Raw genomic sequence first — 21,022 nt, forward strand, 5'->3', positions numbered from 1 at the left:
CTCAGGCCACCAACAGCCGCGCCAGCAGCGCCGGGTCGACATTCCCGCCGGACACGACGCCGACACCCGCCCCACCGAACTTCGCCTGCGCTGCCACGGCCACGGCCCCACTCGGTTCGGCGATCAGCCGGGCCCGGCGAGCCAGGTGGGCCACCGCGGCGAGGATCTCGTCCTCGGTCACCGTGATCACGTCGTCGACGAGCTTGCTGATGTGGGACCAGGTGAGCGCCGACGGTTCGTCCCGCAACGCGTCAGCGACCGTCTGAGCCCGCTCTACGGGGTCCCAGCGGATCAACGAGCCCGCCTTCAGCGAGGCGGCGATGTCGGCGGCCAGGGCCGGTTCCGCACCGATCACCCGGACGTCCGGGCGCAGCGCCTTGACCGCCGTGGCGACTCCGGAGATCAGCCCGCCGCCGGACATCGGCACGATCACGGCCTCGACGTCGGGCAGATCCTCCAGGATCTCCAGGCCGATGGTGCCCTGGCCGGCGATCACGTCCGGGTGGTCGAACGGCGGGATGAGCGCCGCGCCGCGTTCGGCGACGAGAGCCTCGGCCCGTTCCACGCGCTCGGTGATGCCGACGATGAAGACCTCGGCGCCCAACGCCTTCGTGGCCTCGATCTTGACCGTCGGCGTGTTGTCCGGCATCACGATCGCGGCCGGAACACCGTGCAGGTGGGCCGCGAACGCCACCGCCTGGGCGTGGTTGCCGCTGGAGTACGCCACCACGCCGTTCGAACGGTTCTCCAGGCGTGCCAAGGCGTTCAGCGCGCCACGGAGTTTGAAGGCGCCGATCGGCTGCAGGTTCTCCGGCTTGAGCCAGCCAGGACCGAACGGCAGCAGCGGCGTGCGCACCACGTGCGGCGCGATCACCGCTGCGGCCGAACGGACGTCGTCGAGCGTGATCATCCGAGGATCGACGCCAGCAGCGCGGGCTCGATGTTGCCGCCCGACACCACGGCGACGGCCGGACCGGCGGGCAGCGAGCGGTTCAGGTATGCGGCAACGGGCACGGCGCCGCTCGTCTCGGACACGACCCGCGTGCGGCGGGCGATCTGCTTCACCGCGTCGCGGATCTCGTCCTCGGTCACCGTGATCACGTCGTCGACGTACTCGCGGATGTGCGCCCAGGTGAGCTCGGACGGCTCGGCTCGCAGACCGTCGGCGGCCGTGCGGGCGCGGTCGTGCGCGTCCCAGCGAACCAGCGAGCCGGCCGCGAACGAAGCGGCGGTGTCACCAGCGAGCTCGGGCTCGACACCGATCACGCGAACGTTGGGGCGCAACGACTTCACCGCCGTGGCGACGCCGGAGATCAGCCCGCCGCCGCTCACCGGGACCAGGACCGTCGCCACCTCCGGCAGGTCCGCGCAGATCTCCAGACCGATCGTGCCCTGACCGGCGATCACGTCCGGGTGGTCGAACGGCGGGATCAGCGTCGCCTTGCGCTCCTCGACCAGTTCGTAGGCCCGCGACTCGCGTTCGGTGATGCCGACGACGAACACCTCTGCGCCGTGCGCCCGCGTCGCGTCGATCTTCAGCTGTGGTGTGTTGTCCGGCACGACGATCGCCGCCGGCATGCCCAGAGTCTTGGCGGCGTAAGCGACCGCCTGCGCGTGGTTACCGCTCGAATACGCCACGACACCGCGCGCCCGGTCCTCGGAAGGTATGCGGGACAACGCGTTCACCGCCCCGCGCTGTTTGAAGGCCCCGATGGGCTGGAGCATCTCGGGCTTGATCCACAACCCGGAGTCGAACGACAGCAACGGGGTGTGGACGACGTGCGGGGCGATCGCGGCGGCGGCCGCGTGGATGTCCTCGAGAGTCACCAGACGCATGCGTTGATGATGCACGTCACCGGGGCACAACCGGTGAACTGTGCCCGACGTCCTACAAGTGTCATGTCTGAGAAGGAGAAGATCACCCCCGTCAAGCTCATCGCGAGTGTGCTCGCCGCCGCCACCGCGGCCGTGCTGAGCCTTCGCCTCAACGTCGCCGGCACCATCATCGGCGCGATTCTCGCGAGCGTGGTGACCACAGTGGGCGCCGTGTTCTACCAACGCTCGATGGAACGCGAAAAGCGTTGGCAGGTCATCGCGGTGGGCGGCCTGCTCGCGTTCGTGGTGACTGTTCTGACCGTCACGAGCGTTCAACTCGTCACCGGGAAACCGACTTCGGCGGACCCCGGGAAGACGTCCACGACGAGCACGCACACCGAGACCCACACCGAGACGACGAAGACCGAAACAGAGACCGTGACGGTGCCTCCGAGCACGTCCGGTCAGTCGCCCACCGAAAGCACCACGCCGACCGGACCATCGACCACGTCGACAGAATCCCGACAGCCGACCGACAGCTCGACGCCGCCGTCAACTGTCGACCCCATTCGGTGATCACGTCACTACTTTGAGCGATAGTTAACTGTCAATTGCTACGCACCGCAGTTGATCTGTCGTGAGCTGTGACACACTTCGTCCACGGTCGAGGTAGGGCGTAATAGATAACATGCCCATAACGTCACTCGAACGGGCGAAGGATTAGGTCCGAAAGAGACCGGGAGGAGGCGCGATGTGGCTCGTGGCAAGACCACTTGAGCGCGGCGCCTTCACAAGACGAGAACGAGATCTGGGGATTGGAGGGGTGGGGCGACCCCTGCCGCCGCCCCACCACCCGTCCCCCTAGAGCCCCCGAGAGAGGTCCCTGCAACCGATCTCTCGGGTTCCCCTGCACCCGAAAGTGAGGGAGACGTCTGATGAACCGCACGAGTGCGGCCCGTGTTACCGGTGCCGTGTTGCTCGCCACCGGAGTCGTGACTGCTCTCAGCGTACCGGCGTTTGGCGCCCCTGCCGCACCAGTCGCCCCAACCGGTTCCGACACGGAGAGCTACCCGGCCGAATTGCTCCAAGCGGTGGAACGTGATTTGGGCCTGAACGCTGACCAGGCACGCGTCCGGTTGGCCAGTGACCTCAAGTCGAGTGAAGTCGCGGAGCAGGCGAAGGCCTCTCTCGGCGACGCGTTCGGCGGAGCGTGGATCGACCAGTCGAGCGGCAGACTGACCGTCGCGGTGACCAAGTCGGGACTCTCCGTGAACGGCGCCGACGTCAAGGTCGTCAAGAACTCGCTCACTCAGCTCAGCGGCACCAAGTCGGTGCTCGACCTCATGAGCGCCCCGGCGAGCATCACCAGCTGGCGCGTCGACGAGAAGTCGAACAGCGTCGTCGTCGAGGTCAACAAGAACGTCCGGGACGCGGCGGCCGACAAGTGGATCGCCACGGCGAAGTCCATCAGCGGTTCGGTCCAGGTCGCCGAGGTGACCGAGAGCCCGACCACGCTGTACGACCTGCGCGGTGGTGACGCGATCTACATGAGCGGCGGCGGCCGTTGCTCGCTCGGCTTCTCGGTGAGCGGCGGCTACGTGACCGCCGGTCACTGCGGCCGCGCCGGCACGGGTGTCTCCGGCTACAACCGCGTCGCGGCGGGCTCGTTCGCCGGCTCGGTGTTCCCGGGCAGCGACATGGCGCACGTCCGCACCAACGCCAACTGGACCCCGCGTCCGTGGGTCAACCGCTACGGCGGCGCGAACGTGATCGTTCGCGGCTCCACCGTCGCGGCCATCGGCTCGCAGATCTGCCGTTCGGGCTCCACGACCGGCTGGCGCTGCGGCACGGTCCAGGCCTACAACCAGACCGTGAACTACCCGCAGGGCACCGTCCGCGGCCTCACCCGCACCAACGCGTGTGCGGAGCCCGGTGACTCGGGTGGCTCGTGGGTGGCGGGCTCGGGCTTCGGCCAGGCCCAGGGCGTGACGTCCGGCGGTTCGGGCAACTGCTCGTCCGGCGGCACCACGTTCTTCCAGCCGGTGAACCCGATCCTGTCGCGCTACGGCCTGACCCTGACGCGTGGCTAACTGAACTGCACTGATCGTTTCGAGAGCCCGTACCAGAAGCCTTCAACACTGGTACGGGCTTTCTCGTTGCTCGCCGCGCCCAGCGCCACGAACAGCGGCGCGAAGTGCTCGGTCCGCGGGTGTGCGATCCCGGCGGCCGGCGCCTTCTGCTGGAAGTCCAGCAACGCGTCCACGTCGCCGTTCGCCAGCTGCTGGTGCGCCCAGTCGTCGAACTCCTTCGACCACGACGGCGGCTCGTAGTCCGGGCCCTGGTTGAAGTGCACGCAGCTCAGGTTGTGCGTCATGAACCCGCTGCCGACGATCAGGACGTTCTTGTCCCGCAGCGGTGCGAGCTTCCGGCCGATGTCGTGCAGCTCGCGCGGGTCGAGCGTGGGCAGCGACATCTGCAGCACCGGCACGTCCGCGTCGGGGAACATCTCCTTGAGCGGCACGTAGGCGCCGTGGTCGAGCCCGCGCTCCGCGTCCTGCTGGACGTGTCCGCCGAGGAGCTTCTTCACGTCCTCCGCGAGCTCCGGCGCACCGGGAGCGGTGTACGTGACCTCGTAGTACCGCTGCGGGAAGCCCCAGAAGTCGTAGACCAGCGGCACGGTCGTCGTGGCGCCGATGGTGGTCGGCGCCTCCTCCCAGTGCGCGGAGACCATGAGCACGGCCTCCGGGCGCGGGAGGGTGGCGGACCAGTCCTTGAGCTCTCTGGTCCACGTCTCGTCGTCAGCCAGCGGAGGTGCTCCGTGGCTCAGGTACAGAACGGGTGCGCTCACGGGTTCGAGCGTACGCGAGTTTGTTCAAATTTCAACGACTAAGTTCAGTTTTGAACAACTCGGCAGCCTTGCGCGGGTCTTCCGCCTCGGTGATGGCCCGCACGACGACCACGCGCGTGGCACCCGCGGCCTTCACCTCGTGGAGGTTCTGCAGGTCGATGCCGCCGATCGCGAACCACGGTCGCCGCATGCCCTTCGTGGCCTTGACGAGGTCCAGTCCCGGCGCCGGGCGTCCTGGTTTGGTCGGCGTCGGCCAGCAGGGGCCGGTGCAGAAGTAGTCCACGCCGTGCTGCGTCGCCGCCGCCTGCATCTGGCCGACGTCGTGCGTGGAGCGGCCGATCACCGGGTGCTCCCCGATGATGTGGCGCGCGCACGAGACGGGCAGGTCGTCCTGGCCGAGGTGCAGCACGTCCGCACGGAGCGCGTGGGCGATGTCCGCGCGGTCGTTGACGGCGAGCAGCCTGCCGTGGGTGTCGCAGGCCTCGGCGAGGATTTCCAGCGCCGCGATCTCCTGCTTCGCCTCCAGTGACTTGTCCCGCAACTGGATGATGTCGACCCCGCCGGCGAGCGCGGCATCGGCGAACTCGGCCAGATCAGGCCGGTTCGGCGTGCAGAGGTAGAGCGTCGCGTCGGCGAGTCGTTGCCTGATCAGGTTTCCGTCGAGTCCTGGCACGTACGCACGTTAACCGTTATGTTGAGGTCGGTCCGCACGGGAGCCTGGAGAAGACCGGGCTGAGAGGGAGCGTGGTTCGCTCCGACCGTCGAACCTGATCCGGGTCATGCCGGCGCAGGGAGCGTGAATGCCTTGACTGTGGAAGTGTCCGTCCGAGGTGGCGGTGTCATCGGCCTGTCCGTCGCGTTGGCCGCGGCACGGGCCGGCTACTCGGTTTCCGTGTCCGACGACGGTTCGCCGCACGCCGGATCACGGGTCGCGGGCGGCATGCTCGCGCCGTTGACGGAGGCCTGGCCGGGCGAGGAAGCCGTGGTGGCACAGGGTGTTGAAGCCCTGGCGATGTGGCCTTCGTTCGCCTCGTCGATCGGGGTCGAACTGTTCACCGCCGGGACGTTGGCGGTCGGCACGCAGCCCGGCGACCTCACTGATCTCCGGCACGCGGGGGAGTTGCTGACCTCACGGGAAATACGCGCGCTGGAGCCGTCGCTCGGTCCTGCTGTCCGTGGTGGCGTGTACGCGTCCGGTGACCTCGCCGTCGACAACCGCGAGCTGCTTTCCGCACTGTGGAAGGCATGTGTGGAAGCCGGTGTGACGTCCAATGTGGACGGCAAGGTCCAGGTGATCGCCGCCGGGGCCTGGAGCGGGCTGTTGCACCCGGCGTTGCGCGACGTGATCCGCCCGGTGAAGGGCGAGATCCTCAGGCTCACCCATCGTCCGGGTGCGTTGCCGCCGCCACGGCACACCATCCGTGCGTTGGTGTCGGGTCGCCCGGTGTACCTCGTGCCGCGGACCGATGGCTTGGTGGTCGGCGCGACCCAGTACGAGGCCGGGTTCGACACCGACGTCACGGTCGCGGGCGTGCGAGACCTGTTGCGGGACGCGGAAACCGTGCTGCCGGGCATCGCCGAGTACGCGCTGACCGAAGCCGCGGTCGGGTTCCGCGCGGGCAGCCCGGACAACGTCCCGGTCGTGCGGTGGCTGGAACCGGGCGTGATCGCCGCGACCGGCCACCACCGCAACGGCCTCCTGCTGGCCCCGCACACCGCTCGTCTCGTGGTCGAGATGATCGAGGGAGGAAGTTCGTGAAGGCACAGGTCAACGGCACTTTTCGAGATCTTGCCGACGGCAGTTCGGTAGCCGCGGTGGTGTCGCTGGTGGGGGCGCCCGACAAGGGCGTGGCCGTCGCGCTCGACGGCGCCGTGGTGCCGAGGGCGTTGTGGGACAAGACGATCGTGCCGGATGGCGGCGTGGTCGAGGTGCTGACCGCGGTCCAGGGAGGCTGACGTGGACGATCCGCTGATCATCGCGGGCCGGGAGTTCCGGTCCCGGCTCATCACCGGCACCGGAGGTGCCGCGAACCTGTCCGTGCTGGAACGCGCGCTGGTCGCGTCCGGCACCGAGCTCACGACCGTGGCCATGCGCCGGGTCGACGCGGCCGGCCAGACCGGGGTGCTGGAGCTGTTGCGGCGCCTGGGGATCGAGGTTCTGCCGAACACCGCGGGCTGCCGCACCGCCGCGGAGGCCGTGCTGACCGCGCAGCTCGCGCGCGAGGCGTTGGGGACGAACTGGGTCAAGCTGGAGGTCGTCCACGACGAGGAGACCCTCCTGCCGGACCCGGTCGAGCTGCTCGACGCGGCCGAGCGGCTGGTGAACGACGGGTTCGTCGTCCTGCCGTACACCAACGACGATCCGGTGCTGGCTTTGAAGCTCCAGGACATCGGGTGTGCCACGGTGATGCCGCTGGGCTCGCCGATCGGGACGGGCCTGGGCATCCGCAACCCGCACAACATCGAGCTGATCACGTCCCGGGCCTCGGTGCCGGTGGTCCTGGACGCGGGGATCGGCACGGCATCCGACGCGGCATTGGCCATGGAGCTGGGGTGCTCGGCCGTGTTGCTGGCGACCGCGGTGACCAGGGCCGATGATCCGGAACGGATGGCGGCGGCGATGCGGTGCGCGGTCGAGGGCGGCCGGTTGGCGCGGCTGGCCGGCCGGATTCCGCAGCGATTCTGGGCGCAGGCCTCGTCACCGGGAATCTGAACGGTGCCAAGGGCATCGGTACTGTTCCTCGGTGCCGCAAGAGGTCCGCAACGAAGTCAGCGGGAACGTGCAGAAGAACGCGTTCGTCTTGCAGACAGGCGTGCTCTCGTTTCATCGCCACGAGATGGGCCGCCGCGTGTGGTGGCCAGATCTCGTGGCGTTGACCGCGCTCTGCTTGGTGTGGCCGTGATCGTGTGGTCGCAGACACCAGTCTTAGTACCGCCGACTCTCGATCTCACCGCTCAGGTCGTGCAGAGCTGCACGCAGCGATACGAGGATCCGGCCGCGCCCGACGCCATCACACGGGCCTACACCGACACGGCGAAGGTTGAACTGTCCGCGAAGAACCCGAGTGACGAGGAGGTTCTTCTGGTCGGCATGCGAGTCGACGTGCTGCACCGTGCCGGTCCTCCGACCAGTGGCAGATACCGCCGCGTCTGGTGCCGGTGGATCACTCCTCTCACGACGAGGTACGTCGTGTTCGACCTGGATGAGCCCGAGCCGCTGGTCACCGGCGGGCGCTTTGCGCCGCGTGCCCGCGTCGGGCCGAACCTCCCGCCGCCCCGATCAGCTGGGTTTCCCTACCAGATCAGTCGTCTCGACCCGGAGTACTTCGAGGTCAGCTTCCGTGCCAAGCGCTGTGACTGCACGTTTCTCATTGTGCTCGACTGGGTGGTCGGCGGCGGTCGGCGCCAGTCCACGACCACGCCGTTCCGCGTCGTCCCGAAGGTTCCTTCGCTCATCGCTTGATACGAACCTGCCGGCCGGATTCCGCAACGCTTCTCGGCCCAGGCGAGCTCACCCGCCTTGTAGAACGAGCTTCCACGGCGGAATGCATCAGGTTTCCTCCTTGGTGAGTGGGAAATTCACTTAGGAGGCGCTAGATCAGTTCTAGCTCTTCGCCAGAACTCAGTGCCGGGTAGCCGCTACCTTGGGTACACACGTGCTGGGGGATGATTGAGCATTACCTGAAATCCGCCGAGGAGGACGACTAGCCGTGACGGCCCCCATTGACGCCGAGGTCGAGGACGCGACCGCGCGCCTGTACCTGGCGATCGGCCGGCTGGCCCGGTTGCTGCGACGCACCGGTTCCCCCGGACTCGGCCCCGGCGCGGTCTCCGCGCTCGCCACGCTGGCCAGGTGCGGCCCCATGCGCCTGGGCGACCTGGCGAACAAGGAAGGCGTGGCGCCGCCGACGTTGTCCCGCATCGTCGCCGCGCTGGTCGAGGCCGGGTACGTGAAGCGCGAACCCGACCCGCAGGACGGCCGTGCGTGGCTCGCCACGCCCACGCCCGAGGGCGAGACGATGGTCTCCGGTGTGCGGTCCGCGCGGGTGCGCGAGCTGCAGCGCCGGATCGAGCAGCTCACGCCCGAGCACGTCGCGGCGCTCGTGAACGCGTTGGACGCGCTGGAGACGCTCGTCGGTGAAGAGTCGAAGTAGCGCATGAAGTCCCGCACCGGCGGCATGTGGTGGGGCACGACGATCGAGGCGCCCGACCCCGGTGCGCTGGCGCGGTTCTACGCCGAGCTCCTCGGCTGGCACATCGGCCAGGAGGAGCCGGACACCACGATCGTCGCGGCCTCCCCGAACGGACCGTTCTTCGTGTTCCAGCGCGCGGACGGCTATCGGGCGCCGGTCTGGCCGCCGGTCGACGGACAGCAGCGCCCGATGATGCATTTCGACTTCCAGGTCGGTGACCTGGAATCAGCCGTCGCCGAGGCGGTGTCCCTGGGGGCGAGCGTGGCCGAGTTCCAGCCGCAGCCTGGCGTCCGGGTGCTGTTCGACCCCGCGGGACATCCCTTCTGCCTCTGCCTGGACGAATAGCCGGCGCAGCGCGTCGTTGAAGGTGTCGAACTCCGCGACGAGCACGTCGCGGGTCTGCGCCAGCACGCCGGCGGCCATCGGGCCGGTGAACTCCTCGACGTTCACCAGCCGCGTGCCTCCGTCGACCTCGCTCAGCTCCCAGCGGTGGCGGCCGAAGAACGTCGCCGGGTCGCCGCCCTGGGACGCCAGCACGTACTTCTCGGCCGAGGTGATCTCGCCCTCGAAGTCGCGTTCGAACGGCGTGCCCTTGGCCGCCTTCACCTTGGTCTTCAGGTCGTCTACCTGCGTGTATTCCATCACGGGGTTCCAGTCGGCATAGCCCGTGAAGTCCACCAGCACCCTCCACACGTCGTCGATCGGCGCGGGGATGACCAGCTCTGTCCTGACCTCATTTTCCTGCATGGTTGTTCAGCATAATGGCAGCGGCTAGTCTTTTTCCCATCGTTGGGGTCAAGGGGCAGGTGCAGCAGCGCGGCGTCGAGCGACGTCGCGAGATCGTCGACGCCGCGATCGAGCTGTTCGGGGTCAACGGGTACGCGGGCACGGGCGTTGCGGCCATCGCGAAGAAGGCGGGCGTCACGCCGTCCGCGGTGATCCACCACTTCGGGTCCAAGGAGAACCTGCTCAAGGCGGTCCTGGACGAGTTCGACGCACGGGCGGCGGCTCGGGTCACCGGCAGCGACCTGGTTCAGGCGTTGCTGGAAGACGCCGAACACACCATGGCGCACAAGGGTTTGGCGACGTTGCACACGGTGCTGCAGGCCGAGCACCTGGCGCGCGACGACGAGATCACGCAGCGGTTCCGGGCGCGGAACCGGTTGCTGCGGCGGCACTTCGCCGGTGTGCTCGGGGAGGCAGCGGCCGTCGAGCTGATCGCCTTCCTGGAAGGCGCGCTGACGGTCTGGCTGCTCGACCCCGAGACCACCGACCTGAGGGCGATGTACGCCCGCTACTTGTCGAGCCTCCACAGCGGAGACACGGGGCCGACTCCGGCACCCAACGGGTAAGCGGCGGCGACCGATCGAACGATGAAGTCCTTGCCGAACCGCACGGCTTCCGGCACCGAAGCACCCTTCGCCAGCGCCGCACTGATCGACGACGCCAAAGTGTCACCACTGCCGTGCGTGTGCTTGACGTCGTAACGCGGGCCGGGCAACTCGATGAACTCGCGACCGTCGTACAGCAGGTCGAGGCACTCCGGGTCGTCCCACATGTGGCCGCCCTTCACGAGCACCCACTCCGGACCCATGGCGTACAACGCTTCCGCCGCCACGCGTTGGTCGTCGCGGTCCTTGACGGTGATCCCGGTGATCAGCCGCACCTCGTCGAGGTTCGGCGTCACCAGCGTCGCGCGCGGGAAGAGCAAGCCCCGCAACGCGTCCAGCGCCGAGTCGGCCAGCAGCTGGTCGCCGTGCATCGACGCCGAGACCGGGTCGACGACGAACGGCGTCTTCCCGGAGCGGCCGATCCCGACCCGGTCCAGTGCCGGCGTGATCGCCTCGATGATGGCCGCCGACGCGAGCATGCCGGTCTTCGCGGCCTGCAGCCCGATGTCCTCGGCCACCGAGATGATCTGCGCCGCAACGGTTTCCGCCGGGATCTCGGCCACACCCGTGACACCGAGCGAGTTCTGGACCGTCACGGCGGTCAGCGCGACACAGCCGTGCACTCCGCACGCGAAGAGCGTGCGGAGGTCGGCCTGGATCCCCGCACCACCGCCGGAATCGCTTCCGGCGATGGTGAGGACCCGTGGAGGTGTTGCTGTCACGTCGTTTCCACCACTGGCAGGTAGACCTTGTTGCCGGTGTCGGCGAACTCGTCGGACTTCTCCGCCATGCCCGCCTCGATCGCTTCCACAGTGGACAGTCCGCGTTCCTCGGCGTAGCGCCGCACGTCCTGGGTGATCTTCATGGAGCAGAACTTCGGCCCGCACATCGAGCAGAAGTGCGCCGTCTTCGCCGGTTCCGCGGGAAGCGTCTCGTCGTGGAACGAGCGCGCGGTGTCCGGGTCGAGCGACAGGTTGAACTGGTCCTCCCAGCGGAACTCGAAGCGCGCCTTGGACAACGCGTCGTCCCAGTCCTGGACGCCGGGGTGGCCCTTGGCGAGGTCCGCGGAGTGCGCCGCGATCTTGTACGTGATCACGCCGGTCTTCACGTCGTCCCGGTTCGGCAGGCCGAGGTGCTCCTTCGGCGTGACGTAGCAGAGCATCGCGGTGCCCAGCCAGCCGATCTGCGCCGCGCCGATCGCGGACGTGATGTGGTCGTACGCCGGCGCGATGTCCGTGGCCAGCGGCCCGAGGGTGTAGAACGGCGCCTCGCCGCACCACTCCTCTTCGAGCCGGACGTTCTCGGCGATCTTGTGCATCGGCACGTGGCCGGGTCCCTCGATCATGACCTGGACGTCCTTGGCCCGCGCGATGTGCGTGAGCTCGCCCAGCGTCTTGAGCTCGGCGAACTGCGCCGCGTCGTTGGCGTCCGCGATGGAACCCGGCCGCAGCCCGTCACCCAGCGAGAACGTCACGTCGTAGGTGCGCAGGATGTCGCAGAGCTCCTCGAAGTGCGTGTAGAGGAAGCTCTCCTTGTGGTGCGCGAGGCACCACGCGGCCATGATCGACCCGCCGCGCGAGACGATGCCGGTGACCCGCTTGGCCGTGAGCGGCACGTACCGCAGCAGCACGCCCGCGTGGACCGTCATGTAGTCCACGCCCTGCTCGCACTGCTCGATCACGGTGTCGCGGTAGATCTCCCACGTCAACGAGGCCGGGTCGCCGTTGACCTTCTCCAGCGCCTGGTAGATCGGCACGGTGCCGATGGGCACCGGCGAGTTGCGCAGGATCCACTCGCGCGTCTCGTGGATGCGCTTGCCGGTGGACAGATCCATGATCGTGTCGGCACCCCAGCGGGACGCCCACACCATCTTCTCGACCTCGTCCTCGATCGACGACGACACGGCGGAGTTGCCGATGTTGGCGTTGATCTTCACGAGGAACTTCTTGCCGATGATCATCGGCTCGGCCTCGGGGTGCTTGCGGTTCAACGGAATGACCGCACGCCCGATGGCCACCTCGTTGCGCACGAACTCCGCGTCGAGGTTCTCGCGCACCGCGATGTAGCGCATCTCCGGGGTGATGATCCCGGCCTTCGCGTACGCGAGCTGACTGACAGCTCCGTTGATCGGTTCCCGTGCGGCGATCCACCCCGACCTGATGTCGGGCAGTCCACTGTGGACGTCGATGGTCGCGTTCTCGTCGGTATACGGACCGGAAGTGTCGTACAGATCGACATGTTCGCCGTTGGTCAGTTCCACCCTGCGGAAAGGCACACCATCGCGGTACACCTTGCGGGAGCCCGAGATCGGGCCGGTGGTAACAGTGGGCTTGACCGAACGGTCGTCAAGTGCCGTCACGACATTCCTCCCTACGCCGGCATTACCCGGTCAGGTTCAGGCGGTCGGTGACACCGGCACTACAGCCAGTCACCCTCTCAGCCCGCTCAGGCGCGAGCTCCCGCGTTTTGTTGAGTTGTCGAGACCTGACCATAGTCAGCGCGCGGCGTAGCTGCCAAGGCCGTCGTTTGCCCCTAATCTTCTCTCTCGTGGCGGATCATCAGCCGTTCCCGCCCGGCGCGCGTCGCGGTCAACGTCCCGCCGTGGTCTCGGCATGCCCTTCCTGCGGTGAACTCGCAGGTCGCGGCTACCCCGACTGCGGTTTCTGCGCCGAGCTGCTGGACCAGTTCTGGCTCGCGGATTGGGAGGCGCTGCGGATGTCATCGCAGCTCGCCGACCGGGAACTGGCCGAGTTGGTCACATCCGCCGACGTCGGCGAGTACCCGTGGACGTGCGTCGACTGGGCGATGACGCTGCTGGCGTGCTCCCGGTGCGGTGCCGAACTGGGCACCGGTCCCGTCGAGTGCGTGCGGTGTGCCGTCACGGAGGAGCGCCGGTGGAACTGGGACCACTCGGCGCACCCGTACACGATGAGCGCGAACGAGCACCTGTTACGAGTCGCGCGCGCGGCCATGCGCGCACCTCACCGGCGTCGTCCCGCGGTGGTCCAGGCCTGGCAGCTGGTGCTGCCGTTCCTGATCGCCGGTGAGGTGATCGAGTTCGGCCGTCTGGACCGAATTCGTGCGCACGTGCTGGCCGGTGGCTACGCGTCGATGGCCGCGTGCCACACCCTCGACGAGCTGGCCGGGTTGCCCGAGCTGTTCTGGCGCCGGGGCAACCCGATCTCAACGCGGGTCGAGTACCAGCCGGACTCCGAGCGCCAGCAGCACGCTGCCCGACAGCTTCTCGAGCGCCGGTCGGACCCGCGGGCGGCTGAGCCAGCCGCGGATGGTGTGCAGGATCGACACGATGATCAGGTACCAGACCGTGTCGATGACGACCCAGAACACGGCGAGGAAGAGCAGAACCCCCTGGCCGGCCTCCCCGGCAGGCACGAACTGCGGTAGGAACGAGATCGCGAACACGCCGAGCTTCGGGTTGGCCAGGTTCACGATCAACCCGCTGCGGAACGCGTGGCTGGCGGGCGGGGGTGCGGTCTCGGGCTTGGTCTTGCTGATCAGGGCCTTGACGCCCAGGTAGATCAGGAAGACCGCGCCGGCGATGCGGAGTCCGTGGTAGGCGATCTCCGACGCCGTCAGCAGCACCGAGATGCCGAGAGCCGCGGCGATCGCCCAGCAGGCGACGCCGACCTCCATGCCGAACACCGTCGCCAGCGCGGCTTTTCGCCCGTGCACCGACTGTCGCAGGACCATGGCCGTGCCGGGTCCGGGCGACAGTGCGATGAGGAACGAGGCCGCGATGAAGGCGACGAGGTTGTCGAGTGGCATGCCTTGATGGTCGCTGACTCTCGCAAGTCGTTTCTTGACCTGGAGCGCGCTCCAGGATGTTCGGTGTCCTCATGACGGATCTCGGGAAGTTGGGTTTCGGAACGTGGGCCATGGGTGGGCCGTTCGCGGGTCCGGACGGTTCGCCGGTCGGATGGGGACCGGCTGACGACGGGCAGTCGGTCAAGGCGCTGCGGCGGGCGGTGGAGCTCGGCGTGACGCTGTTCGACACCGCGGACGTCTACGGGTGCGGGCACGCGGAAACGCTCGTGGGGCAAGCGTTTGCCGGTGTGCGTGACCAGGTGTTGATCGCTTCCAAGTGGGGTTGCGGGTTCGACGCCGAGTCGCGCCGGATGACCGGCAACGAAGGATCGGTTTCCTACCTGCGCCGTGCCGTCGAGGGGTCGTTGCGGCGCTTGGGGACCGACTGGATCGACCTGTATCAGCTGCACATCGGCGACTTGCCGCTGGAGGACGCGGCGTTGTTGCGGGACGAGTGCGAGGTGCTGGTTCGCGAGGGCAAGATCCGTGCCTACGGGTGGAGCACCGATGACGTCGCGCGGGCTCGGTTCTTCTGCGAGGGGGAGCACGGGATCGCGGCGCAGGCGGACATCAACCTGCTGTTCGACAACCCTGAGATGTACGCGGGGGAGTACGCGGTGCTGTGCCGGCGTCCGCTCGCGATGGGGCTGCTGGCGCGGGAGACGTTCACCGACTTGCCGTTGGACGACGTGCGCGTGACGAACCCCGACTGGCTGCGGTTCTTCGTGGATGGGAAGCCTTCACCGGAGTTCCTGAAGGCGCGGGAGTCCGTGCGGGACGTGCTGACTTCCGGTGGGAGGACGTTGGTGCAGGGCGCACTGGCGTGGTTCTGGGCGCGTTCTCCCCGGCTGATCCCGATTCCGGGGGTGCGGACCGTGGAGCAGGTCGAGGAGAACGCGGGTGCGCTGGCGTTCGGTGCTTTGACGGCTGATGAACTGGCGCAGGTGGAGTCGGTGCTCCGGCCCTAGTCCTCGTCAGTCTTCGTCGTCGTCGAAGTTCGCGGGGTCTGCCGGGTCCCAGGACAGGTCCGGCACTCCCCACTCGTTGTCGCGCAGCATCCGCTTGGATTCCTTCTTGTAGCGGCCCACGAGACGGTCGAGGTAGAGGTAGCCGTTGAGGTGGTCGGTCTCGTGCTGCAGGCAGCGAGCGAAGAATCCGGTGCCCTCGACCTCGAACGGCTGCCCGTCCAGGTCCTGCCCGGTGACCTTCGCCCAACGGGCGCGTCCGGTCGGGTACGCCTCACCCGGAACGGAGAGGCAGCCCTCGAAGTCGTCGTCCGGATCCGGCATGGTCTCCGGGATCTCGGAGGTCTCCAGCACGGGGTTGCAGATCACGCCGCGGTACTGGACACCCTCGTCATCCGGGCAGTCGTACACGAAAACCCGCAGGTCGACACCGATCTGGTTGGCCGCGAGCCCGACTCCGCGAGCGGCTGCCATCGTCTCGAACATGTCGTCGACGAGGGTCTTGAGGTCGGTGTCGAACTCGGTGACCTCGCGCGTCGGGTTGTGGAGCACGGGGTCGCCAGCGATGCGGATGCGTTGCACGGCCATGGTCAGACTTTAAGCGGTCCAAAACTGTCGGTGTCGCGCGGTAGGTTGGAACGATCACGTGATTGAATTGCCCGCACCTGAGATGGTGTGGCGACCGTGGGGAGCCAGATGGATCACGCCGAGACGCTCACCTCCGCTGACGGGCTGACCAGCCGCGAACGCACGATGCTCGCGTTCGAGCGTCAGTGGTGGAAGTACTCGGGATCCAAGGAACAGGCCATCAGGGAACTGTTCGACATGTCGGCCACCCGCTACTACCAGCTCCTCAACGGCCTGATCGAGTCGGAAGCCGCGTTGGCTGCCGATCCGATGCTGGTCAAGCGGTTGAGAGGCGTGCGGACAGGCCGCGCCAGGGTTCGTGCACGCGCCAGGAGCACCGAGGACTGATGACCTCCCCCGAGTCCGCTAGCCCTTCCCGTCCGGCCAAGGCTGCCGGCTTCGCCCTGCTGGGTGTTGCTGCTGTGGCGTTGGTGATCGGCGTTGTCAGTTTGTTCGGTGGGGGTGATGAGAGTCCCTCTGCTGGAGGGTCTTCTACCGCGCCTCCCGCGCAGACGACCACCGAGTCGACTACTACTCCTCCTACCTCTGAGTCGCCTTCGGCGCCTGCGGCTACCACTACGACTCCGCCTGCGGCGTCGTCGTCTGCTGTTGTGCCGCCGCCTCCTGTCACTCAGCCCGGGGTGCCCAAGGTTTCTGTTCGGGTTTACAACAACTCGACCATTACTGGGTTGGCTGTTCGGGCTGCTGATGATGTTCGAGCCAGTGGGTGGGCTGTTGAGGGGACTGGGAACTACTCCTCTGGGACTATTCCCACCACTACCGTTTATTTCCGTCCCGGGACTGATGAGGAAGCTTCTGCTAAGGAGCTCGCTTCGGTTTTGAAGGCCCGGGTTGAGCCTCGGTTCGATGGGATTCAGTCTTCTGCGCCTGGGATCATTCTGATTGTCACGAATGATTATCAGGGTCCTTCTAAGAACAAGTGATTTTTAGAGCCGCGGCGGTTTCGTAGGTCGTCCCCCTGGTGCGTTGGCGGGTTCCTGTTTTGTGTCCGTAGGTGGGCGCGTGCCGTAGTCATGTTCCGGCTGCTTTCTGGGGCGCCGCCCCAGACCCCGCCAATCTGATCAAAGACCGGCCAGCGCCGCGGGCGGGTTGATGGCACGCCTGTTGCTCAGGGCGGCTTGCTGTTGCGTAGGTGCTTGCGGTGGTGGGGTGGTCCGGTCACGATCGGGCACGACTCGTGACGGGACCACCCCACCCGGCCCGTATGGGAGATACGGGCTCGGCTTCGCCTTCGCTGATATTGGGGCTTAGGCTTGTCGGTTTGCTGCGTAGGCCGCCAGTGACGCCAGTTGTGCTGGGTCCAGGGACGGGCGCACTACCTGCCTCGCCTTTGCCAGGTGGGCCTGGGTTACTTCAGCCGCCTCCAGCGATTCCCGCATTGCGGTCAGTGCCGCTTCGCGTACCAGTGCTGCGCAGTCTGCTGCCGAATACATGTCCAGTTCGGCTGCCAGTGCGGACAGGTCCACGTCTTCTGCCAGTGGCGTGTTCCGTGAGGATGCCTTGAGGATTTCTGTGCGGGCTTCGGCGTCTGGTGGTGGGACGTTGACCAGGCGTTCCAGACGGCCTGGGCGCAGCAGTGCCGGGTCGATCAGTTCGGGGCGGTTGGTTGCCGCGATCACCACTACGTCTCGGAGTGGTTCTACGCCGTCAAGTTCTGTTAGGAGGGCTGCTACTACGCGGTCGGCTACACCGGCGTCGGAGGACTGGCCTCGGCGTGGGGCCAGGGCGTCGACCTCGTCGAGGAAGATGAGGGCTGGGGCGGCGTCTGCGGCGCGGCGGAAGAGTTCGCGGACTGCTCGTTCTGACTCGCCTACGAACTTGTCCATCAGTTCGGCGCCCTTGACGGTCAGGACGTTCAGTTGGCCGGTGCCTGCCAGTGCTCGGACCAGGAAGGTTTTGCCGCACCCCGGTGGTCCGTAGAGGAGGACGCCGCGCGGGGGTTCTACTCCTAGGCGGGCGAAGCTGTCGGGGTAGCGGAGGGGCCACAGGGCTGCTTCGGTCAGGGCCTGCTTGACCTCGATCATGTCGCCCACGTCGTCGAGGGTCAGGCCGCCGGTTTGGATTGTGTCGGAGGCTGACATCGAGATCGGGCGGACTGTGTTCAGGGCGCCCAGCAGATCTTCTTGTCCCACACGGGGTTCTGCTACCTCGCGTTGGCGGAGGGCGGCTCGTACTGCTGCTTCGCGGCGTAGGGCGCAGAGGTCGGCTGCTACGAAGCCCGGGGTGCGTTCGGCTACTGCGCTCAGGTCCACATCGGACTCCAATGGGACCTCGCGCAGCAGGACGCGGAGGAGTTCGGTGCGGGTGGCGCCGTCTGGGAGGGGGAGCGTTAGCTCGCGGTCTACCAGGTCTGGGGCGCGTAGGCGGGCGTCTACCGATTCTGCGTGGGCTGAGGTGACGACCAGGGCCAGGTTTGGGCGGGACACGGCGGTGCGGAGGATGTCGAGTACGACGGTTGCTACCGGGGGTGGCGTTGACGGGAGCAGGGCGTCGATGTCGGTCAGCAGGAGGACGGTTGGTTGTTCGGGGACGGCTGCGATTGCGTCGCCCAGCTGCTTGGCCATTGCGCCCGGTTCCAGGACGGAGATGCTGGGGGCGGCCAGTTCCACGATCGTGGCGTCCACGGAGTGGGCTACCGCGCGGACCAGGGTTGCTTTGCCCACGCCTTCCGGGCCGCTGATCAAGGCCGCCAGGCGGGCTGATGCGCCCAGCTTGGTGAGGAGTTCGGGCTGGCGGAACATCAGTTCCAGCCATTCGGTCAGGCGGCGGGCCTGGTCCTTTTGGCCCACCAGGTCGGTTAGCGGCAGGGCGTCGTGCTTTTCCTGGACCACAACCGGCGTCACCTCGGCTGCGGGGGCCTGGGCCGAGCGCCAGCCCACGACGCTGGAGGGTTGGACGGCCACCGGGCCCGCTGGGTCGGTGGAGGTGATGGTGATGAGTTCGTTGGTCCACGTCATGCCGATGGCGTTGGACAGGCGTTGGCGCGTCTCGGAGACGTTGGCGCCGGGCGGTGGGGCCAGGTCTTGGGGGAGCAGGCTCACGTTGTCGCCGACCGTGAGGACCTTGCCGGTCAGGGCCATGCGGACGTGGTCTGGCGTCAGGGCCGTGGTTGCGAGGCGGGAGCCTGCGACTGTGATTGAGCGGGCGCCGGCCACCTGGACCGGGGCCACGACGATTTCGGAGCCCTCGATGATGCCCAGGTTGGTGAGGGTCACGTCGTCTACCAGGACTACGCCCGGGGGTTGTTCGCCTGCTGCGGCCAGGGCGGCGCTCACGCGGGCGCCGGTGAGTTTGACGGCGTCCCAGGCTCGTAGGCCCAAGGCGTCCAGCACCTCGGGGTGGAGGCGGACTACGCCGCGTCGGGTGTCCAGTGCGGACGGGGACAGGCGGGCCGTCAGCGTGATCACGTGCCGACTCTAGTTGCTCGGAAAGACTGCGGGCCGGACACGTTGACGTGTCCGGCCCGCCGGGGATATGAAGCGNGCCCAAGGCGTCCAGCACCTCGGGGTGGAGGCGGACTACGCCGCGTCGGGTGTCCAGTGCGGACGGGGACAGGCGGGCCGTCAGCGTGATCACGTGCCGACTCTAGTTGCTCGGAAAGACTGCGGGCCGGACACGTTGACGTGTCCGGCCCGCAGGTGATCTGAAGCGATTACCGCCTTGGTTGCCGACGGAGCCCCAGCTGGCGCCAGGAACGACGGCGCGCACCGTTGGCGGGTTCCGCGCTTTCTGCAGCGATGGCCGAGGAAGCATCGCGGCGGGGGCGGCGCACTGCGCGCATTGCTGCACCGGCCACGCGGCCGTGCAGGGGCTGGCGCAGGCCCAGGCGACGGGCTGCCACGCCGTGGGCGCGCTTGATCGCACGACGGTCAGCACCCGTGACGGTCCACGCCTCCGGGTGCTTGGACAGCCACATGTACCGGCGCACCGAGTACGGCAGGTGTGCCAGGTAGACGACCATCGCGATGATCAGTGCCACCAACGGGAACGTGATGATCGCGGCCGCCAGGAGGCCGATCAGGACCAGGAGAGGGGCCACCGCGCGCGGGGGCACCTTCACGGTCTTCACGGACAGGGTCGGGATGCGGGAGACGAGCAGCATCGCGACCACGACGGTCCAGATGCCGACGACGATGGGGTGGTTCCACCAGCCGTCGGTGCGGACCTGCTCCTCGATGATCAGGGGGAGCAGCAGCAACAGGCCGCCTGCCGGGGCCGGGACGCCCACGAAGAACTCCTTCGCGAACGGCGGCTGTTCCTTTTCCAGCAGCGTGTTGAAGCGGGCCAGGCGGACCACCATGCAGACCGCGAAGATCAGCGCGATGACCCAGCCCGCGCGGCTGCCCTCGAACTTCCAGAGGTAGATCGCGAGGGCGGGTGCCACGCCGAACGAGATCGCGTCGGCCAGGGAGTCCAGCTCGGCGCCCATCTTCGACGTCGCGTCCAGCAGGCGGGCGATGCGGCCGTCGAGGCCGTCGAGCACGGCGGCGGCTGCGATCGAGGCGATGGCCGCACCCCACATGCCCGTGTTCGCGAAGTGCACGGCGGACAGGCCCGCGGACATCGCGAGGACCGTGATCGCGTTCGGCAGCAGGCGAACGCCGGGCCCGCTGGGAGCCATCAGGCTTCCGGAAGTTCGGCGAGAACGGTTTCGCCGCCGATCGTGCGCTGGCCGGCCTCGACCAGCACGCGGCTGCCGCGCGGCACGTAGAGGTCCACGCGCGAGCCGAAGCGGATCAGGCCGTAGGTCTGGCCGGGGGTGACCTTCTCGCCCTCGGCGACCTCGCACACGATGCGGCGCGCGACCAGGCCGGCGATCTGCACGAACACCAGGTCGTGGCCGTCGACGGTGCGCATCCACACGGTGTTGCGCTCGTTCTCCTCGGAGGCCTTGTCGAGGTCGGCCGAGAGGAACTTGCCGGGGTGGTACGAGACCTGGACGATCTCGCCCTCGGCGGGGATGCGCTGGACGTGGACGTCGAAGACCGAGAGGAACACGCTGACGCGCGTCATCGGCTCGGTGCCGAGGCCGAGCTCGGCGGGCGGGACGGCGTCGACCACGTGCGAGACGGTGCCGTCGGCCGGGGCGACCGCGATGTTCGGGCGGGTCGGCGTCACGCGCTTGGGCTCGCGGAAGAACCACGCCACCCACGCCGTGACCAGGCCGAGGACGACGCCGAGCCGCTTGAAGCGCAGCCGGACGAGGAGGGTCGCGATCGCCGCACCGGCGACGAACGGGCGTCCGGCCGGGTGCATCGGCGGCACCATGCCGCGCGCGAGTTCGAGGAAGTGGGAGACGGGCTTCTCGCTGCTCATCGTGTCTGGGGGTTCCGTAGC

At 67.9% G+C, this 21,022-nt stretch carries 26 protein-coding genes and 2 riboswitches; of the genes, 13 read left to right on the top strand and 13 right to left on the bottom strand.

All coding sequences use genetic code 11. The annotated features are described in order from the left end of the window. Nucleotide 1: 1 nt before the first annotated feature. Both LFM09_RS22700 and LFM09_RS22705 read right to left on the bottom strand, forming a co-directional pair. On the bottom strand, nucleotides 2–910 hold the full coding sequence (locus LFM09_RS22700; protein ID WP_414098531.1) for a threonine ammonia-lyase: 909 nt from the start codon (nucleotides 908–910) through the stop codon (nucleotides 2–4). Further along, nucleotides 907–1,836, bottom strand: a complete 930-nt coding sequence (locus LFM09_RS22705) for a threonine ammonia-lyase (RefSeq protein ID WP_414098532.1) — start codon at nucleotides 1,834–1,836, stop codon at nucleotides 907–909. The genes LFM09_RS22700 and LFM09_RS22705 overlap by 4 nt, the downstream gene beginning before the upstream one ends. Nucleotides 1,837–1,899: 63 nt before the next feature. On the opposite strand from LFM09_RS22705, the gene LFM09_RS22710 reads away from it, so the two are divergent. Beyond that, entirely contained in the window at nucleotides 1,900–2,391 is a 492-nt protein-coding gene (locus tag LFM09_RS22710; RefSeq protein ID WP_414098533.1) for a hypothetical protein, read from the top strand. A 359-nt stretch (nucleotides 2,392–2,750) separates the two neighbouring features. Then, the gene (locus LFM09_RS22715) at nucleotides 2,751–3,905 is read left to right on the top strand and encodes a S1 family peptidase (RefSeq protein WP_414098534.1); all 1,155 of its coding nucleotides are present in this window, start codon (nucleotides 2,751–2,753) and stop codon (nucleotides 3,903–3,905) included. Here the strand turns inward: LFM09_RS22715 and LFM09_RS22720 are convergent. After that, entirely contained in the window at nucleotides 3,902–4,663 is a 762-nt protein-coding gene (locus tag LFM09_RS22720; RefSeq protein ID WP_414098535.1) for a dioxygenase, read from the bottom strand. The two genes, LFM09_RS22715 and LFM09_RS22720, sit on opposite strands and share 4 nt — an antisense overlap. A 31-nt stretch (nucleotides 4,664–4,694) precedes the next feature. Continuing rightward, nucleotides 4,695–5,336, bottom strand: coding sequence for a thiamine phosphate synthase (thiE, locus tag LFM09_RS22725; protein ID WP_414098536.1), 642 nt, complete (start codon nucleotides 5,334–5,336; stop codon nucleotides 4,695–4,697). Between the two features lie 26 nt (nucleotides 5,337–5,362). Beyond that, a riboswitch (TPP riboswitch) is annotated at nucleotides 5,363–5,474 on the top strand. On the opposite strand from thiE, the gene LFM09_RS22730 reads away from it, so the two are divergent. The 7 genes from LFM09_RS22730 to LFM09_RS22760 all read left to right on the top strand — a co-directional run bounded on the left by LFM09_RS22730 (nucleotide 5,475) and on the right by LFM09_RS22760 (nucleotide 9,201). Further along, nucleotides 5,475–6,422, top strand: a complete 948-nt coding sequence (locus tag LFM09_RS22730; protein WP_414098643.1) for an FAD-dependent oxidoreductase — start codon at nucleotides 5,475–5,477, stop codon at nucleotides 6,420–6,422. It abuts the riboswitch before it with no gap. Continuing rightward, nucleotides 6,419–6,619, top strand: a complete 201-nt coding sequence (gene thiS / locus LFM09_RS22735; protein WP_414098537.1) for a sulfur carrier protein ThiS — start codon at nucleotides 6,419–6,421, stop codon at nucleotides 6,617–6,619. Before LFM09_RS22730 ends, thiS begins: the two co-directional genes overlap by 4 nt. Before the next feature lies 1 nt (nucleotide 6,620). Continuing rightward, the gene (locus tag LFM09_RS22740; RefSeq protein WP_414098538.1) at nucleotides 6,621–7,376 is read left to right on the top strand and encodes a thiazole synthase; all 756 of its coding nucleotides are present in this window, start codon (nucleotides 6,621–6,623) and stop codon (nucleotides 7,374–7,376) included. A 31-nt stretch (nucleotides 7,377–7,407) separates the two neighbouring features. Then, nucleotides 7,408–7,566, top strand: a complete 159-nt coding sequence (locus LFM09_RS22745) for a hypothetical protein (RefSeq protein WP_414098539.1) — start codon at nucleotides 7,408–7,410, stop codon at nucleotides 7,564–7,566. Beyond that, the gene (locus LFM09_RS22750) at nucleotides 7,563–8,126 is read left to right on the top strand and encodes a hypothetical protein (protein ID WP_414098540.1); all 564 of its coding nucleotides are present in this window, start codon (nucleotides 7,563–7,565) and stop codon (nucleotides 8,124–8,126) included. Before LFM09_RS22745 ends, LFM09_RS22750 begins: the two co-directional genes overlap by 4 nt. Before the next feature lie 247 nt (nucleotides 8,127–8,373). Next, entirely contained in the window at nucleotides 8,374–8,817 is a 444-nt protein-coding gene (locus LFM09_RS22755) for a MarR family winged helix-turn-helix transcriptional regulator (protein ID WP_233439171.1), read from the top strand. 3 nt (nucleotides 8,818–8,820) lie between these two features. Further along, complete coding sequence (locus LFM09_RS22760; RefSeq protein WP_414098541.1) at nucleotides 8,821–9,201, top strand: VOC family protein; 381 nt, start codon at nucleotides 8,821–8,823, stop codon at nucleotides 9,199–9,201. On the opposite strand, the gene LFM09_RS22765 is transcribed toward LFM09_RS22760, so the two are convergent. Beyond that, nucleotides 9,082–9,603 carry an SRPBCC domain-containing protein gene (locus tag LFM09_RS22765; protein ID WP_414098542.1) on the bottom strand — a complete coding sequence of 174 codons (522 nt, stop codon included), beginning with the start codon at nucleotides 9,601–9,603 and terminating at the stop codon, nucleotides 9,082–9,084. The two genes, LFM09_RS22760 and LFM09_RS22765, sit on opposite strands and share 120 nt — an antisense overlap. A gap of 59 nt (nucleotides 9,604–9,662) precedes the next feature. Here LFM09_RS22765 and LFM09_RS22770 point away from each other — a divergent pair, with 59 nt between their 5' ends. Then, complete coding sequence (locus LFM09_RS22770; protein WP_414098543.1) at nucleotides 9,663–10,208, top strand: TetR/AcrR family transcriptional regulator; 546 nt, start codon at nucleotides 9,663–9,665, stop codon at nucleotides 10,206–10,208. On the opposite strand, the gene thiD is transcribed toward LFM09_RS22770, so the two are convergent. The 4 genes from thiD to LFM09_RS22790 all read right to left on the bottom strand — a co-directional run bounded on the left by thiD (nucleotide 10,151) and on the right by LFM09_RS22790 (nucleotide 14,033). After that, entirely contained in the window at nucleotides 10,151–10,969 is an 819-nt protein-coding gene (gene thiD / locus LFM09_RS22775; protein ID WP_414098544.1) for a bifunctional hydroxymethylpyrimidine kinase/phosphomethylpyrimidine kinase, read from the bottom strand. The two genes, LFM09_RS22770 and thiD, sit on opposite strands and share 58 nt — an antisense overlap. Further along, nucleotides 10,966–12,606 carry a phosphomethylpyrimidine synthase ThiC gene (thiC, locus tag LFM09_RS22780; protein WP_414098545.1) on the bottom strand — a complete coding sequence of 547 codons (1,641 nt, stop codon included), beginning with the start codon at nucleotides 12,604–12,606 and terminating at the stop codon, nucleotides 10,966–10,968. Before thiC ends, thiD begins: the two co-directional genes overlap by 4 nt. After that, a riboswitch (TPP riboswitch) is annotated at nucleotides 12,598–12,720 on the bottom strand. It overlaps the preceding gene by 9 nt. Nucleotides 12,721–12,892: 172 nt before the next feature. Further along, nucleotides 12,893–13,219, bottom strand: a complete 327-nt coding sequence (locus tag LFM09_RS22785; RefSeq protein ID WP_414098546.1) for a hypothetical protein — start codon at nucleotides 13,217–13,219, stop codon at nucleotides 12,893–12,895. Nucleotides 13,220–13,430: 211 nt separating this feature from the next. Beyond that, nucleotides 13,431–14,033, bottom strand: coding sequence for a LysE family translocator (locus LFM09_RS22790; RefSeq protein WP_414098547.1), 603 nt, complete (start codon nucleotides 14,031–14,033; stop codon nucleotides 13,431–13,433). 71 nt (nucleotides 14,034–14,104) lie between these two features. Between LFM09_RS22790 and LFM09_RS22795 the strand changes: the two genes are divergently transcribed. Next, nucleotides 14,105–15,040 (top strand): aldo/keto reductase, encoded by a 936-nt coding sequence (locus tag LFM09_RS22795; protein WP_414098548.1) that lies wholly within the window; start codon nucleotides 14,105–14,107, stop codon nucleotides 15,038–15,040. Nucleotides 15,041–15,046: 6 nt separating this feature from the next. Here LFM09_RS22795 and LFM09_RS22800 read toward each other — a convergent pair whose 3' ends face one another. After that, on the bottom strand, nucleotides 15,047–15,625 hold the full coding sequence (locus tag LFM09_RS22800) for a peptide deformylase (RefSeq protein WP_414098549.1): 579 nt from the start codon (nucleotides 15,623–15,625) through the stop codon (nucleotides 15,047–15,049). A gap of 108 nt (nucleotides 15,626–15,733) precedes the next feature. Between LFM09_RS22800 and LFM09_RS22805 the strand changes: the two genes are divergently transcribed. Together LFM09_RS22805 and LFM09_RS22810 are read left to right on the top strand one after the other, a co-directional pair. Beyond that, nucleotides 15,734–16,012, top strand: coding sequence for a DUF3263 domain-containing protein (locus LFM09_RS22805; protein WP_414098550.1), 279 nt, complete (start codon nucleotides 15,734–15,736; stop codon nucleotides 16,010–16,012). After that, nucleotides 16,012–16,608 carry a LytR C-terminal domain-containing protein gene (locus LFM09_RS22810; protein WP_414098551.1) on the top strand — a complete coding sequence of 199 codons (597 nt, stop codon included), beginning with the start codon at nucleotides 16,012–16,014 and terminating at the stop codon, nucleotides 16,606–16,608. The genes LFM09_RS22805 and LFM09_RS22810 overlap by 1 nt, the downstream gene beginning before the upstream one ends. Before the next feature lie 324 nt (nucleotides 16,609–16,932). Here LFM09_RS22810 and LFM09_RS22815 read toward each other — a convergent pair whose 3' ends face one another. The 3 genes from LFM09_RS22815 to LFM09_RS22825 all read right to left on the bottom strand — a co-directional run bounded on the left by LFM09_RS22815 (nucleotide 16,933) and on the right by LFM09_RS22825 (nucleotide 21,001). After that, the gene (locus LFM09_RS22815) at nucleotides 16,933–19,092 is read right to left on the bottom strand and encodes an AAA family ATPase (protein ID WP_414098552.1); all 2,160 of its coding nucleotides are present in this window, start codon (nucleotides 19,090–19,092) and stop codon (nucleotides 16,933–16,935) included. A 245-nt stretch (nucleotides 19,093–19,337) separates the two neighbouring features. Next, complete coding sequence (gene pssA, locus LFM09_RS22820; RefSeq protein ID WP_414098553.1) at nucleotides 19,338–20,306, bottom strand: CDP-diacylglycerol--serine O-phosphatidyltransferase; 969 nt, start codon at nucleotides 20,304–20,306, stop codon at nucleotides 19,338–19,340. After that, nucleotides 20,306–21,001 carry a phosphatidylserine decarboxylase gene (locus LFM09_RS22825; protein WP_414098554.1) on the bottom strand — a complete coding sequence of 232 codons (696 nt, stop codon included), beginning with the start codon at nucleotides 20,999–21,001 and terminating at the stop codon, nucleotides 20,306–20,308. The genes pssA and LFM09_RS22825 overlap by 1 nt, the downstream gene beginning before the upstream one ends. Between the last annotated feature and the right edge of the window lie 21 nt (nucleotides 21,002–21,022).

The sequence above is a fragment of the Lentzea alba genome, assembly GCF_047445655.1.
GTDB classification, from domain to species: domain Bacteria; phylum Actinomycetota; class Actinomycetes; order Mycobacteriales; family Pseudonocardiaceae; genus Lentzea; species Lentzea alba_A.

Coding starts and splice junctions, on each gene's coding strand:
- LFM09_RS22710 (WP_414098533.1), top strand. CDS start 1,900: ATGTCTGAGAAGGAGAAGATCACCCCCGTCAAGCTCATCGCGAGTGTG.
- LFM09_RS22765 (WP_414098542.1), bottom strand. CDS start 9,603: ATGCAGGAAAATGAGGTCAGGACAGAGCTGGTCATCCCCGCGCCGATC.
- LFM09_RS22705 (WP_414098532.1), bottom strand. CDS start 1,836: ATGCGTCTGGTGACTCTCGAGGACATCCACGCGGCCGCCGCCGCGATC.
- LFM09_RS22805 (WP_414098550.1), top strand. CDS start 15,734: ATGGATCACGCCGAGACGCTCACCTCCGCTGACGGGCTGACCAGCCGC.
- LFM09_RS22700 (WP_414098531.1), bottom strand. CDS start 910: ATGATCACGCTCGACGACGTCCGTTCGGCCGCAGCGGTGATCGCGCCG.
- LFM09_RS22825 (WP_414098554.1), bottom strand. CDS start 21,001: ATGAGCAGCGAGAAGCCCGTCTCCCACTTCCTCGAACTCGCGCGCGGC.
- LFM09_RS22785 (WP_414098546.1), bottom strand. CDS start 13,219: ATGGCCGCGCGCGCGACTCGTAACAGGTGCTCGTTCGCGCTCATCGTG.
- LFM09_RS22760 (WP_414098541.1), top strand. CDS start 8,821: ATGAAGTCCCGCACCGGCGGCATGTGGTGGGGCACGACGATCGAGGCG.
- LFM09_RS22795 (WP_414098548.1), top strand. CDS start 14,105: ATGACGGATCTCGGGAAGTTGGGTTTCGGAACGTGGGCCATGGGTGGG.
- pssA (WP_414098553.1), bottom strand. CDS start 20,306: ATGGCTCCCAGCGGGCCCGGCGTTCGCCTGCTGCCGAACGCGATCACG.
- LFM09_RS22715 (WP_414098534.1), top strand. CDS start 2,751: ATGAACCGCACGAGTGCGGCCCGTGTTACCGGTGCCGTGTTGCTCGCC.
- LFM09_RS22810 (WP_414098551.1), top strand. CDS start 16,012: ATGACCTCCCCCGAGTCCGCTAGCCCTTCCCGTCCGGCCAAGGCTGCC.
- LFM09_RS22800 (WP_414098549.1), bottom strand. CDS start 15,625: ATGGCCGTGCAACGCATCCGCATCGCTGGCGACCCCGTGCTCCACAAC.
- LFM09_RS22790 (WP_414098547.1), bottom strand. CDS start 14,033: ATGCCACTCGACAACCTCGTCGCCTTCATCGCGGCCTCGTTCCTCATC.